The 13,566-nt window shown below is 38.7% G+C and carries 14 protein-coding genes and 1 other annotated feature; of the genes, 13 read left to right on the plus strand and 1 reads right to left on the minus strand.

The features are described from left to right. The first annotated feature begins 448 nt into the window (after positions 1-448). The 10 genes from FZF09_RS22470 (at position 449) to rsmI (ending at position 7,773) form a co-directional block, all read left to right on the plus strand. Positions 449-655, plus strand: a complete 207-nt coding sequence (locus FZF09_RS22470) for a sigma factor G inhibitor Gin (RefSeq protein WP_158738761.1) — start codon at positions 449-451, stop codon at positions 653-655. A 281-nt stretch (positions 656-936) separates the two neighbouring features. Further along, positions 937-2,391 carry an aminotransferase class I/II-fold pyridoxal phosphate-dependent enzyme gene (locus FZF09_RS22475; RefSeq protein ID WP_158738762.1) on the plus strand — a complete coding sequence of 485 codons (1,455 nt, stop codon included), beginning with the start codon at positions 937-939 and terminating at the stop codon, positions 2,389-2,391. Continuing rightward, entirely contained in the window at positions 2,392-3,030 is a 639-nt protein-coding gene (gene tmk, locus FZF09_RS22480) for a dTMP kinase (RefSeq protein WP_158738763.1), read from the plus strand. 139 nt (positions 3,031-3,169) lie between these two features. After that, positions 3,170-3,499 carry a cyclic-di-AMP receptor gene (locus tag FZF09_RS22485; protein ID WP_091587546.1) on the plus strand — a complete coding sequence of 110 codons (330 nt, stop codon included), beginning with the start codon at positions 3,170-3,172 and terminating at the stop codon, positions 3,497-3,499. Positions 3,500-3,514: 15 nt separating this feature from the next. Continuing rightward, complete coding sequence (holB, locus tag FZF09_RS22490) at positions 3,515-4,501, plus strand: DNA polymerase III subunit delta' (RefSeq protein WP_158738764.1); 987 nt, start codon at positions 3,515-3,517, stop codon at positions 4,499-4,501. Between the two features lie 2 nt (positions 4,502-4,503). Next, positions 4,504-5,319 (plus strand): PSP1 domain-containing protein, encoded by an 816-nt coding sequence (locus FZF09_RS22495; RefSeq protein ID WP_158738765.1) that lies wholly within the window; start codon positions 4,504-4,506, stop codon positions 5,317-5,319. Positions 5,320-5,349: 30 nt separating this feature from the next. Then, positions 5,350-5,700, plus strand: a complete 351-nt coding sequence (yabA, locus tag FZF09_RS22500) for a DNA replication initiation control protein YabA (RefSeq protein ID WP_158738766.1) — start codon at positions 5,350-5,352, stop codon at positions 5,698-5,700. A gap of 207 nt (positions 5,701-5,907) precedes the next feature. Then, positions 5,908-6,645, plus strand: a complete 738-nt coding sequence (locus FZF09_RS22505; RefSeq protein WP_158738767.1) for a tRNA1(Val) (adenine(37)-N6)-methyltransferase — start codon at positions 5,908-5,910, stop codon at positions 6,643-6,645. Then, the gene (locus FZF09_RS22510) at positions 6,632-6,901 is read left to right on the plus strand and encodes a GIY-YIG nuclease family protein (RefSeq protein ID WP_158738768.1); all 270 of its coding nucleotides are present in this window, start codon (positions 6,632-6,634) and stop codon (positions 6,899-6,901) included. Before FZF09_RS22505 ends, FZF09_RS22510 begins: the two co-directional genes overlap by 14 nt. 5 nt (positions 6,902-6,906) lie before the next feature. Then, positions 6,907-7,773: a 16S rRNA (cytidine(1402)-2'-O)-methyltransferase gene (rsmI, locus tag FZF09_RS22515; RefSeq protein WP_158738769.1), complete on the plus strand. Its 867-nt coding sequence runs from the start codon at positions 6,907-6,909 to the stop codon at positions 7,771-7,773. Between the two features lie 180 nt (positions 7,774-7,953). Here the strand turns inward: rsmI and FZF09_RS22520 are convergent, their stop codons facing one another. Further along, positions 7,954-8,244: a transition state genes transcriptional regulator AbrB gene (locus tag FZF09_RS22520; RefSeq protein ID WP_158738770.1), complete on the minus strand. Its 291-nt coding sequence runs from the start codon at positions 8,242-8,244 to the stop codon at positions 7,954-7,956. Positions 8,245-8,679: 435 nt separating this feature from the next. Then, positions 8,680-8,931: a binding site (T-box leader), on the plus strand. Positions 8,932-9,173: 242 nt separating this feature from the next. Here FZF09_RS22520 and metG point away from each other — a divergent pair. The 3 genes from metG (at position 9,174) to FZF09_RS22535 (ending at position 13,480) form a co-directional block, all read left to right on the plus strand. Further along, positions 9,174-11,171, plus strand: coding sequence for a methionine--tRNA ligase (metG, locus tag FZF09_RS22525; RefSeq protein WP_158738771.1), 1,998 nt, complete (start codon positions 9,174-9,176; stop codon positions 11,169-11,171). Between the two features lie 126 nt (positions 11,172-11,297). Continuing rightward, positions 11,298-12,065: a TatD family hydrolase gene (locus tag FZF09_RS22530; protein ID WP_158738772.1), complete on the plus strand. Its 768-nt coding sequence runs from the start codon at positions 11,298-11,300 to the stop codon at positions 12,063-12,065. 212 nt (positions 12,066-12,277) lie between these two features. Continuing rightward, a complete protein-coding gene (locus tag FZF09_RS22535; RefSeq protein WP_158738773.1) occupies positions 12,278-13,480 on the plus strand; it encodes a G5 and 3D domain-containing protein in 1,203 nt (400 codons plus the stop codon). Positions 13,481-13,566 lie beyond the last annotated feature (86 nt).

The raw sequence follows: 13,566 nt of genomic DNA on the forward strand, positions 1-13,566 counted from the left end.
CCTTTGTGAAAGTAGGACGCTGCCAGGCACTAATGAAAGCTGTCAGAATAGAATTCTGGCAGCTTTTTGTGCGTTAAGAAAGTAATTTAAAGGAATAAGGATTTGAATTGATAGAGGACTGCATTCAACGTACAGAACTAGGAGTTCGCTGTTTCCACAGGATGTGACATTTTTATACTACTATCAGTTCAGTTGACTTCTAGAGGATATACGATAAAACATTTTTTGTTTTTGGGTAAGAAAGTATACATTTTGGCGTTTTTGATGTCTAGTTTCAGCGCCCAGCCGCTCGGGGTTTCTTCCCTTTCGACTCCGGGCCGCAGGCAACCCTGCGCGAAAGCTCCAGAACCTGTCGCGGCTGACCAGGGCGCTTGCGCTTTTCTTAATAAATAGAAATGTGGATAAAATCTCATAATTTCGGAGAAACTAAGATTCATAGGAGGTGTGTATGTTGACTTTAAAAAAGAAGGACAAATCATGGCGTGAAGCTTGTATTCTATGTGAACGAGAAAAGCAAAATGGAATACACATTCTAGACTCCTTTTTATGCAAAGAGTGTGAAAGGGAAATAATACACTTAGAACCAGAGCATCCAGCCTACGAAGAAAAAGTAAAAAAATTAAGAAAACTAAAAGGTCAAACATTACTTTCATAGATAAATTGCAAGAAACAGATCAATACGTCATAATTCTAATAGAATGTATAAACGATATATGATGAAAAATGTAGAATCTTATATGCCAAACTTGCTGCGCTCCTGCTTTAACCTGATAATCAATACCTCGGTGAGTGCGGGTAGGTTAATTATGGATAATGTCACAGACAAGTTTCCTGTCTTTTTTTCCGTAATATTATTGCTACAAAAAAAGGCGTTTCATTTTTCTCATACTCATTGCACTGCTCCCTTAACTAAAGAAACGATAAAGAGGTATTAAGATGGACCAACAATCAATGCCTTTGGTGGAGGCTTTACTAAAACATGCAGGGAAACAACCTGTTTCTTTTCACGTACCCGGACATAAAAATGGCAGTATCTTGTCTTCTGGTCTTAAAAATATATTTGCTTCTGTTTTACCCTTCGATCAAACAGAACTTACGAATTTAGATGATTTACATGATGCAGAGGGAGTCATTGCGTCAGCTCAAGAATTAGCAGCTGAGGTTTATGGTGCGTCAGAGACATTGTTTCTAGTGGGTGGATCCACATCTGGAAATTTAGCAATGATTTTTGCTGCATTTAACCAAGGAGATATTGTATTGGTGCAGAGGGATTCCCACAAGTCTGTTATAAATGGCATAAGACTTGCAGGATTGAATCCTGTCTTTCTTTTTCCTGAATATGATGACGAATCTCAATTATCCACAGGAGTTTCATTGTCCACCGTAGAAAAAGCGTTTTCTATTTATCCAGAAGCTAAAGGTCTTATCCTAACATCTCCAACCTATTATGGCTGGACTCCTCGTCTTGAGCCGATTGTTAAGCTTGCTCATACGAGAGGAGCAGCAGTTGTAGTTGATGAAGCCCATGGAGCCCATTTTACGGCTGGCTCTATGTTTCCAGATTCTGCACTTGAACAAGGTGCTGATGCCGTTGTTCATTCTGCTCATAAGACTTTGCCTGCATTGACAATGGGGGCTTTTTTACATTTAGGGAAAAATAGCAGCCTGTCTGTCGATGGTCTTAAAGAAGCAGCTTCTACGGTTCAATCCAGCAGCCCTTCTTACCCTGTAATGGCTTCCTTAGATGGGGCCAGGAAATATCTTTTTGATATGAAGCAAAAAAGCGGCGAAGCTTTAACAAATCATTTCATTACGATAAGAGAGAAAATACAAAAAGCAACTGGTCTTTCTCTTGTCACTCCTAAAGGAATTTTACATGATTTATTGAAATGTATAGTAAAAGCTCCAGAAGGTTATAGTGGCTGGGACTTGCAGGTTTATTTAGAAAAGGAAAATATCTTCGTTGAATTAGCAGATCATAAACACGTTTTATTAGTCCTGCCGCTTACAGATAAACCTCTTTCCAACGCAGTTTATAAAAAGCTTCATTCTTCGGTAGAGAGGATGAAAGCTGAAGTAAAAGCTGACAAAAGCAAAATCCCGTTTAAAATTCCATCTTTTCGTTCTAAAATAATAGACACAGAAGAAGGGAAATCATTGTTTCATATGAAACAATGGAAGGAGACAATTGAAAAAGCCAATGGAAAAAAAGCCGGCACAGACCTCATTCCTTATCCTCCAGGTGTTCCGTTATTTTTAAAAGGTGAGATAATAAAGGGAGAGCGCTATATCTATTTACTGGATTGGTTAAAAAGTGGAGGACGTGTACAAGGAGCAGAGTACAAGCACCATGATTGGTACATAAGCATACAGGAAAAGGATGAAGAATAAATGAGAGCAAATGACGGAGTATTTATTACATTTGAAGGATGTGAAGGAGCAGGCAAGACTACAGTAATTGAACATATTTTAAATATATTAGATAGTCAGGGAAGACGGGTAATAAAAACAAGGGAGCCCGGAGGAATTGATATAGCAGAAAAAATTCGAACAATTATTCTGAACCCTGAACATACCAGAATGGAAGAACGAACCGAAGCACTGTTGTATGCGGCTGCAAGAAGACAGCATCTAATGGAAAAGGTTGTGCCTCTTTTAGAACAAGGCTATGTTGTTCTTTGCGATCGTTTTATTGACAGCAGTCTTGCATATCAAGGTTATGCACGCGGCATTGGTATGGAGGAGGTATATAATATTAATGAGTTTGCTATTGGAGAATATATGCCAGATAGAACGATTTATTTAGACATTGCACCTGAACGAGGGCTGTCTCGTATTCACCAAAATAAGGAGCGGGAATTTAACCGGCTCGATCAAGAAACCATTGAATTTCATAAAAAGGTTTTTGAAGCCTATCATTTATTACTAGAAAGATTTCCAAATCGAATGTTTAAAATAGACGCAGATCAATCAGTTGAGCTAGTTGTCGATGAAGCTGTTACGCATATTCAATCTTTGTTAACCGACTAATCGATACAGTTTTCAACCTATCAATAATATAGATAAAAAGGCATTTATCATAAGGATTGATGACAAACAGTCGTTTCCTAATTGAAAATCAGTAAGGTGAAAAAACTCTGTGCGAACCGAAAAGAAAGAGGGGGTTACGATGAAGCTTATTGTTGCTGTAGTTCAAGATAAGGACAGCAATCGGTTATCTAATGCATTGGTAGACCAAGACTATCGTGCCACAAAACTTGCAAGTACTGGCGGTTTTTTAAGAGCAGGAAATACAACGTTTTTAATAGGTGTAGAAGATGAACATGTCAATAAAGTATTAGACATTATCCAAAATAACTGTAAATCACGGGAGCAGCTCGTAGCCCCTGTATCTCCTATGGGTGGAAACGCCGATTCTTATGTTCCTTATCCGGTGGAAGTGCAAGTTGGCGGGGCTACTGTTTTTATTATGCAAGTAGAACAGTTTGAACAGTTTTAAAATTGAGGGATGGACATGAATTGGGAAGAATTGAAAAATGATCAGCCGACGGTAATGACAATGCTTGAGAGAAGTATGGAAAAAGAAAGGCTGGCTCATGCTTATATATTTGAAGGCATGAGAGGGGCAGGCAAGAAAGCAGCTGCTGTACTTCTCGCTAAAAGCCTTTTCTGCCTGCAGAAAACAAATGCAGCCCCGTGCGGGAATTGTACGCAGTGCCGCCGTATTGAGCATAGTAACCATCCAGACGTTATGGTTGTAGAGCCAGAAGGAGCTTCCATTAAAAAAGCTCAGGTGGAGAGTCTGCAAAAAGAATTTACGTACAAAGGAATGGAAGCGGGGCTGAAAGTATATATTGTAAATGAAGCGGACAAAATGACAGCTAGTGCTGCAAATAGTCTGTTAAAGTTTTTAGAAGAGCCAGAGAGCCCTACGCTGGCTCTTTTGTTGACAGAAAACACACATTTTATGCTTGACACAATTATATCCAGAGCTCAAAAAATTACGTTTGCCCCGCCGCCATTAAAGAAACGGGAGACTATCTTTAAAGAAACAGGGTTTAGTGAAGCTGCTGCATCTCTATTAGCAAGATTCCCCGATAACATAGCAGAAGAATACGCTGAAGAGAAAAAAGACTGGATTGTACATGGGAGAAATCTAGTGATACAATTAGTAGATGAGGTACAACATCGGCCTCAGCAGATGCTGTTAACATTACAAGAAAAGTGGCTAGCCCATTTTACAGATAGAAAAGAGCAGGACATCGGCTTGGATTTGCTGCTTTTCTGGTATCGCGACCTTTTGGCGGTCAAACATGAAAAAGATGATCTTGCTTATCCTGATAAAGCGGATAAATTAAAGCAGGACGCCCTTCGAATGTCAGAAAGAGAGGTTGCAAAGCAGCTGCAGCAGATCCTTGAAGCGAAACGCCGTCTTCGTGCCAATGTTAATGCGCAGCTTCTTATGGAGCAATTACTGCTCCGCTTACAGGAGGGATCGTAGCTTTGCATGATGTTGTTGGAGTTAGATTTAAGAAAGCAGGGAAAATTTATTATTTCTCCCCAGGCGATCTTGATATAGAAAAAGAAGAGTGGGTAGTAGTTGAAACATCCCGAGGTCTTGAGTTCGGCAAAGTTGTTATCGGAAAAAAACAAGTAGACGATGACGACGTTGTTCTTCCATTAAAACAAGTTCTTCGAATTGCTAATACGCAAGATAAGCTAACTATAGAAGAGAATAAAGAATTAGCAAATAAAGCATATGAAGTATGTGCTGCTAAAATTGAAGAACATAGTTTAGATATGAAGTTAGTTGATGTCGATTATACGTTTGATCGAAACAAGGTGCTTTTTTATTTCACAGCTGACGGAAGAATTGATTTTCGCGAGCTGGTTAAAGACCTTGCTTCCGTTTTTCGGACACGAATTGAATTACGCCAGATAGGCGTTCGAGATGAAGCTAAAATGCTCGGTGGTATTGGACCGTGCGGACGGGTACTTTGTTGTTCTTCTTTCTTGGGGGATTTTGAACCGGTTTCCATCAAAATGGCCAAAGATCAAAATCTTTCACTCAACCCCGCAAAAATTTCCGGATTATGCGGTCGACTTATGTGCTGTCTAAAGTATGAAAATGATCATTACGAAACAGCCAAAAAAGAGCTGCCTGATATTGGGGAGAAGATCACTACTCCTCAAGGGGAAGGAAAAGTGGTAGGAATTAACATTCTTGAACGTCTCGTTGAGGTAGATCTTTTAGAACCTGAAAATGTATTAGAATATAGTCTTGATGAACTTATGGAAGCAGGGTATATTGTGAGCTGAAGTCACACGGGTGATTGAGGTGGAAGGAACGTGGAGAAGAAAGAAATATTTTCTCAAGTTATTCATATGGAAGAGCGGATTGGTGCTCTTCATGATGAATTGGGAGAATTAAAGGAACAACTTGCAATGCTGATAGAAGAAAATCAAGCTTTAGCCTTAGAAAATCAGCACTTGCGTGAACGAATGGAAGAGAAAAACCAGCCGAATAATAAATCAACAAAGCCGAAAAAAACGCTGAAAGACCGCCCCAGTGTAGGGGAGGGATATGATAATCTTGCCCGCTTATATCACGAAGGGTTTCATATATGCAATTTGCATTACGGAAGTCTAAGAGTTGATGGAGATTGTTTATTTTGTCTATCTTTTCTCCATCAGAAATAAAGTTCCTGGAGCTGTCCCTTTTTATGGGGACAGCCCTTTTTATACTATGAGAAGAGAGATTTTATTGGTAAACAGTAAAATGACGGCATTCAACGTACGGGGTGTTGCGTTTAGTGCTTTCTCCTTTATAGGTCGACAATTTTCAAATACATAAAACACGAATAGGCAATGTACGTAAAGAAAATAATGTGATGGATGGTGATAAGGATGTCTCACTTATCGGAAGGGGAAAGGCTTGATTATATAACGGAAGGGCTCCATATTATTCAGAGTAAAGAAGTGTTTGCCTTTTCTATTGATGCTGTCCTATTAGCCAGGTTTACATATATACCCGTTACAAAAGGAACTATAATCGATTTATGCAGCGGCAATGGGATTATTCCATTAGTCCTTTCGACTCGCAGTCGTGTCCCTATAACAGGAATAGAGTTACAGCCAAGACTGGCTGATATGGCGAGAAGAAGCGCGCAATATAATAACCTAGATCATAAACTTAGATTTATAGAAGGAGATGTCAGAAATAAAAACATAATAGATAACATCGGGCAAGCCGACTTAGTAACTTGTAATCCACCGTATTTTGCCACGACCGGACAAAATGAATGGAACGATAACCCTTATTTCACCAATGCTCGTCATGAAAGAAATGGAACGCTAACCGATATGGTCGAAGCAGCTTCACAGTTAGTGAAGCAAAAAGGGAAAGTGTCTATGGTACTAAGACCGGAGAGGCTTTCTGAATTAATGGAAGCATATCGTAAATATCGGCTGGAACCGAAACGTCTGAAATGCATTTATCCAAAAGAAGGAAAAAATGCAAATATTGTCCTATTAGAAGGGATGAAGGATGGAAAACCAGGCTTGACATGTTTACCACCGTTAACCGTTTATACAGAAGATGGTAAATATACAGAGGAGTTTAGGAAATATTATGAAGGACGCTAAACATTATGTATATATGCTCCAATGTGGAGATGGTACTTTTTACATTGGGTATACACCAGATATAGAACGGAGACTGACAATGCATGAGAAAGGAAAAGGAGCAAAATACACAAGAGGCCGCGGACCTTTTCGGTTAGTATACAAAAAAGCATTTTCGACAAAAAAAGAAGCAATGCAAGCAGAATATTTGATGAAAAAAATGGACCGCAAAGAAAAAAAAGCATTAGCTGAATGCTCCATGCCGCAGAAAGGGTGAAAAAAATGAGACTGCAAAAGAGTTTTCAATCAACTGAGACAGGAGTATTGTATTTAGTTCCAACTCCTATCGGTAATTTAGAAGATATGACATTTCGGTCTGTAAGAACATTAAAAGAAGCTGATATCATTTTTGCAGAAGATACGAGGCAGACTCGTAAACTTCTTTCTCATTTTGATATTTCTTCCCCTCTTGATAGCTATCATGAACACAATAAAGAAAACAAAGGACAAAAAATACTAACGTTACTACAAGAAGGAAAAATGATAGCATTAGTCAGCGATGCAGGTATGCCTCTTGTTTCAGATCCAGGCAAAGAAGTGGTGTATCAGTGCATTGATGCAGGATTTAAGGTTATTACTCTGCCAGGTGCCAACGCTGCAACAACAGCTATAACCGGGTCTGGTCTGGGCGGTGGTCCCTTTTACTTTTATGGTTTTTTACCGCGTAAAAAGAAGGAACGAGAAAATGTACTCGAAGAGCTTACATATATTGAAGCTCCTCTCATCTTTTATGAATCCCCTTATCGTATAAAAGAGACTATCGAACATTTAGAAAGGAAATGGGGAGATCGAAAAGCAGTATTGGCACGTGAATTGACTAAAAAATTTGAAGAACTATGGAGAGGGACTTTAGGAAAAATAAGAGAGCATCTAGAAGAAGAGTCGGTAAAAGGGGAGTGCTGTCTCATTGTGGAAGGAGGAAATGCAAAAGAGAGAGAACAGGCAATTTGGTGGGAAACGTTAACTGTTTCTGAACATGTTAATAGTTATGTTGTAAAAGGAATGACGTCTAAAGATGCAATAAAGGAAACAGCAAAGGATAGGAACCTGCCAAAACGAGAAGTGTATGCTATTTATCATCGTTTATAAGAAAAAGGAAAGTTCTCAGTTGGGATAAAAAAACACTATTGATGATTTGTCGGCAACACAGTACCGAGCCTTTTGTATAAAAAAGACGAATTCCTAAAAAAGAAATTCGTCTTTTTTATACTGTTGAAGTTGGTAAACAGTATGAGTTAAACTGTAGCTTTCCCCATAAGGACATGGCGATTATGCATTTGACTTTTTATTTACAAAACCTTCGAGGTCTTTCATGATTTCCTTTGCACCGTCAGGAGAAAGAATGATTTTACCGTCTGCTAGTGCGATGTTTTCTTCGGACGCTTCACCTGTAACTTGACAGGTCATATTAGGCTTATACTTTTTTAAAACAATACGGTCATGATCGACATAAATTTCAAGAGCGTCTTTTTCCGCAATATCAAGTGTTCTTCTAAGTTCAATCGGAATAACCACCCTGCCTAACTCGTCCACTTTCCGTACAATACCAGTAGATTTCATACAAGCTCCTCCTCAAAATATAAATAACAAAAGGAACGTCGACATAATTCGACAATATTCTCTATCTTTGTCTACTAAGAATACCAATCTTTCCAAAAAACGTCAATTATAAAACTAATAAACTTTGAATATTTTTACTATTTTTGTTTAATGGTTGACATAACAAGGGTTAAAAGGAATGTGTTACTTTAAACATACCTAAAAATTTTAAAAAATACAAGATTTTTTCTATTTAATGAACAAAGTTATACTGTTAATAGAAAAACAAAAGATATGGTTCATTCGACATATACTGAAAAAAATGTCGAATGTATGAGTATACATATAAACAGAAATAATAATATATGAAAGCGTCAAATAACCTTTCTGTCCAGCTTGACACAATAAAATTGCTTCGTTATAGTCTTAATGGGAAATAGTAAAATGTGAACAACATGAAGTCCGATGAAGGGATGAGTAAAGAGGAATCTGTTACAGAGAGCCGGGGGTGCTGGAAGCCGGTACAGTATGAACTTTTGAAGATGGTCCCGGAGGAATTTCTTTTCGAGCCTTTGTGTAAGAAAAGAACGTACTTCTGCGTTAAAGAGAGCGCCTGAATGTATATAAATGGCGGCGCATGAAGCTTCGTACTTGCAAAAGGCGGAGAAATTTGGGTGGTACCACGTGAGTATAGCTCTCGTCCCTTTGCAGGACGAGGGTTTTTTTATTTGTTAAGTAAAATTAATTTTGCTAAAGGAATATAGTATCGTTTTTATAACTTAACAGTAGAAGCAAAACTACAGTTTACGATATCCGCCCTTCTCTATTAACCCTATGAAAAAAAGTTCTTCTAATACTTATGAATTTAAGCGTTCCGCTATTCTGGCTTATAACAAAAGAAAGCACGCTTTGATTTTATTTAATAATGAATAAATGAAGGAGGATTTATAATGGAAGAGGGACAAAAAACGTTTTATCTTACAACACCTATTTATTATCCAAGTGATAAACTCCATATCGGCCATGCCTATACGACGGTAGCAGGGGATGCAATGGCAAGATATAAACGTCTGCGCGGGTATGACGTAAGGTATTTAACTGGTACCGATGAACACGGACAGAAAATTGAACGAAAAGCAAAGGACAAAGGAGTATCTCCTCAAACGTTTGTGGATGAAGTGGTAGCAGGCATCAAAAATCTATGGGATAAATTGGATATATCTTATGATGATTTTATTAGAACGACAGAGGAACGCCATAAAAAAGTTGTCCAGCAAATTTTTGAAAAATTAAAAGACAATGGTGACATTTATCTTGATGAGTATGAAGGATGGTATTCTGTACCAGATGAAACCTTTTATACCGAACTTCAACTTGAAGACCCTGAATATGATGAAAATGGAACAATAATAGGTGGAAAAAGTCCAGAGAGTGGACATCCTGTTGAATGGGTACGAGAAAAATCATATTTTTTCCGGATGAGTAAATATGCGGACCGTTTGTTGAAATTTTATGAAGAAAATCCTGAATTCATTCAGCCGGAGTCCCGTAAAAATGAAATGATTAATAATTTTATCAAACCTGGACTAGAGGATCTTGCAGTCTCGCGCACAGCATTTGAGTGGGGGATTCCTGTAAAAAGCGACCCCGAGCATGTTGTCTATGTTTGGATTGATGCGTTGTCAAACTATATTACAGCACTCGGTTACGGAAGTGAAAATGAAGACGCTTATTTAAAATATTGGCCTGCTGATGTTCACTTGGTTGGAAAAGAAATTGTACGTTTTCATACGATATACTGGCCTATCATGCTGATGGCTCTTGATCTGCCTTTACCTAAAAAAGTATTTGGTCACGGGTGGCTGTTAATGAAAGACGGCAAAATGTCAAAGTCAAAAGGTAATGTAGTAGATCCCATCCCGCTGATTAACCGGTATGGACTTGATGCACTCCGTTATTATTTACTACGCGAAGTACCTTTTGGTTCAGATGGTGTTTTCACGCCTGAAGGCTTTGTGGACCGCTTAAATTATGATCTTGCTAATGATTTAGGAAATCTGTTAAACCGTACTGTCGCAATGATAAATAAATATTTTGACGGAGAATTACCAGGCTACCTTAAAGACGGCACGCCTTACGATGCCTCCCTCGTTGATTTAGTGTATGCGACTGTAAATAAAGTAGAAAATGCGATGGAAGATATGGAGTTCTCCGTAGCACTAACCGCGATTTGGCAGTTAGTCAGCAGAACGAATAAATATATCGACGAAACACAGCCATGGATGCTGGCAAAAAATGAAGAGCAAAAGGAACAATTAGGAGCTGTGTTATACCATTTATCTGAATCTCTTCGTTATATTTCCATTATGATTCAGCCGTTTATGACAGACACTCCTCAGAGGATGTGGGAACAAATAGGGGTGCCGTCTTCCTTAACGGAGTGGGAAACGATGCGTACTTTCGGTCAGCTGCCTGAAGGAACCACCGTTGTAAAAAAAGGAAAACCTCTCTTTCCTCGTCTAGAAGTAGAAGAGGAAGTAGCCAATATTATTAAAGACATGGGTGGAACCGTAAAAACAGAAGAAGACCAGGAAAGCGACAAGAAACAAGTTTCAGAAAAAAATGATGAAATCAACATAGATGATTTTTCAAAAGTACAATTGAAAGTAGCGGAAGTGTTAGAAGCTGAACCCGTAAAGAAGACAGACAAACTGTTGAAGATACAACTTGATTTAGGAGATGAAAGACGTCAAGTTGTTTCTGGCATCGCAGAACATTACACACCAGAAGAAATTAAAGGAAAAAAAGTAATCTGTGTTACAAATTTAAAACCAGTCAAATTACGGGGAGAGCTGTCACAAGGTATGATTCTTGCGGCCTCGAAAGGCAGTAAATTAACACTGGCAACTATTGATGCTAACCTTCCAAACGGTTCTGTAGTAAATTAATTAATGCAAGGAGTCGCCTCGGGAAATAACCTCGGGGCGATTGTGTTATTAGACAGTTTCCTTGAAAAGGTGTACAGCCAAATTTTTCCAAAAAGTAGTGTTTATTAATGTTAAAGGAGGAAAACGATGTTATTTGATACACATGTCCATTTAAATATAGACCAATTTGAAGGAGAAGTAGAAGACACTATAAATAGAGCAAAGTCAGAAGGGGTGGAATGGATGACAGTGGTTGGATTTGACCGGGAAACCATCCCTAAAGCTATGGAATTAGCAGAAACATATGATTTTATTTATGCAGCAGTTGGCTGGCATCCTGTAGATGCTATTGATATGAAGGAAGAAGATTTAAAGTGGTTAGAAGAATTGGCCGCTCATCCAAAGGTCGTTGCACTCGGAGAAATGGGGCTGGATTACCATTGGGATAAGTCGCCAAAAGAAGTACAAAAAGAAGTGTTTCGAAAACAAATCCATTTGGCTAAAAAAGTAAATCTTCCTATTGTTATCCATGACAGAGAAGCTCATCAGGATATAGTTGATATATTAAAAGAAGAAAATGCAGCGGAAACGGGAGGGATTATGCATTGCTTTGGCGGCAGCTTAGAAATTGCCCAAGAGTGTTTGAAAATGAATTTTTACATTTCATTTGGAGGGCCAGTAACATTTAAAAATGCCAAAAAACCAAAAGAAGTTGCTAAAGAAATTCCAATGGATCGTCTTCTCGTAGAAACAGACAGTCCATTTTTGGCGCCACATCCTTACCGCGGTAAACGTAATGAACCCGCTTATGTAAAATTAGTAGCGGAGAAAATTGCAGAATTGAAAGAGATTTCTTTTGAAACATTAGCAGAACAAACGACAGCAAATGCTAAAAAACTTTTCCGCATAAACTGACATTTTTCTTTGTCAGTTTATGCCAAATTGTGTAAGACTTATTGTTTATTCGAAATCCTTCTATTCTTCTCTCCTTTTACATACAGTGCAGTGTCGAGAAGTTTTTCTTCTCTTTTTTTCTGCTATAGCAGATAATGAGGTAGGAAAATATATGGATTGACACGGGAGGTGGAAATCTCTATAATGCTTAGCTTGTAGAGGAGGATTAGACCATGAGTTCAAAGCTGAATTCCTTTTTTTCAGGATTAACTACTGGAAAAAAGCTCGTCTTGGTCTTGGTAGCCATTCTTTTAATGATTACTGCTGCGGTTTATCAAACAACCAAAGCAACGGTCACGATAGTAAAGGATGCTACAGAGAACATCACCGTCACTACCCACGCAAAAACAGTGGGTGAACTGCTAAACGAACAGGGGTTCAAAATGAAGGATGAAGATGACATCACTCCATCTCTTCAGGATCCTATTACAGGAAATATGACAGTGGAATGGGCGCAGGCAAAGCAGATTTCCGTATCTAATAACGGGGAAGAAAAAGATGTATGGACGACAGCTGCCACTGTAGAAGATTTCGTAGATGAACAAGATATTACACTAGATAAAAATGATTACTTAAACAAACATATAGACACTCCAATAGAAGAAGGAATGCAGGTAACCTATGAGTCTGCTTTTCCAGTGAATGTAAAATATGATGGGGAAAAAGAGGAAATAATGACAACTTCGACTACGGTCGCTGACCTTTTAGAAGATGCCGGTGTAGAAGTTTCCGATGAAGACCGGGTAGAGCCTGGTGAAGACAAAGAAATCACCGGTAAAACAGATATTAAGGTCGTACGCGTGGAAAAGGTCACCGATGTAGTGGAAGAAGAAATCGATTATGCTACCGTTACCCGCCGTGATGATTCTCTGCTTAAAGGAGAAGAAGAGGTGGTAGAAAATGGAAAGAAAGGCATAATCGAGAAACGGTATGAAGTAGTTCTTGAAAATGGGGAAGAAGTTTCTCGGGAATTGATAGAAGAAAAACAAATTGAAGAAAGCGAAGATAAAGTAGTAGCTGTTGGGGCACGTGAACCTTCGGTTACAGCGTCTCGTGGTGGATCCGGGAATAATCCATCTTCAAATGGGCGTACTATTTCTATGCAGGCAACAGCTTACACAGCTAATTGTTCAGGTTGTACAGGAGTTACTGCCACTGGAGTAAATTTGAACAACAGTCCAAACAAAAAAGTAGTTGCAGTTGATCCGTCTGTTATCCCGCTTGGTTCACGAGTATACGTGGAAGGCTATGGAGAAGCGGTAGCTGCTGATACAGGCGGAGCAATTAAAGGAAATAAAATCGATTTGCATGTCCCTAGTAAGGCAGAAGCAGGTAGATTTGGAAGGCAGACAGTAGAAGTTACTATTTTAGATTAACGAATAAAAAGAGTTTTATGGGGCTGGGACATAACTAGCCCGAAATAGTAAAAAAGATTCCGATTATCGTTTTTTGATAATCGGAA

The sequence above is a fragment of the Alteribacillus sp. YIM 98480 genome (assembly GCF_009765375.1).
Lineage (GTDB): Bacteria > Bacillota > Bacilli > Bacillales > Marinococcaceae > Alteribacillus.

What these genes read in the sequence shown, in the direction of transcription:
- FZF09_RS22470 (WP_158738761.1), top strand. Translation starts at nt 449, where the DNA reads ATGTTGACTTTAAAAAAGAAGGACAAATCATGGCGTGAAGCTTGTATT.
- FZF09_RS22475 (WP_158738762.1), top strand. Translation starts at nt 937, where the DNA reads ATGGACCAACAATCAATGCCTTTGGTGGAGGCTTTACTAAAACATGCA.
- tmk (WP_158738763.1), top strand. Translation starts at nt 2,392, where the DNA reads ATGAGAGCAAATGACGGAGTATTTATTACATTTGAAGGATGTGAAGGA.
- FZF09_RS22485 (WP_091587546.1), top strand. Translation starts at nt 3,170, where the DNA reads ATGAAGCTTATTGTTGCTGTAGTTCAAGATAAGGACAGCAATCGGTTA.
- holB (WP_158738764.1), top strand. Translation starts at nt 3,515, where the DNA reads ATGAATTGGGAAGAATTGAAAAATGATCAGCCGACGGTAATGACAATG.
- FZF09_RS22505 (WP_158738767.1), top strand. Translation starts at nt 5,908, where the DNA reads ATGTCTCACTTATCGGAAGGGGAAAGGCTTGATTATATAACGGAAGGG.
- FZF09_RS22510 (WP_158738768.1), top strand. Translation starts at nt 6,632, where the DNA reads ATGAAGGACGCTAAACATTATGTATATATGCTCCAATGTGGAGATGGT.
- rsmI (WP_158738769.1), top strand. Translation starts at nt 6,907, where the DNA reads ATGAGACTGCAAAAGAGTTTTCAATCAACTGAGACAGGAGTATTGTAT.
- FZF09_RS22520 (WP_158738770.1), bottom strand. Translation starts at nt 8,244, where the DNA reads ATGAAATCTACTGGTATTGTACGGAAAGTGGACGAGTTAGGCAGGGTG.
- metG (WP_158738771.1), top strand. Translation starts at nt 9,174, where the DNA reads ATGGAAGAGGGACAAAAAACGTTTTATCTTACAACACCTATTTATTAT.
- FZF09_RS22530 (WP_158738772.1), top strand. Translation starts at nt 11,298, where the DNA reads ATGTTATTTGATACACATGTCCATTTAAATATAGACCAATTTGAAGGA.
- FZF09_RS22535 (WP_158738773.1), top strand. Translation starts at nt 12,278, where the DNA reads ATGAGTTCAAAGCTGAATTCCTTTTTTTCAGGATTAACTACTGGAAAA.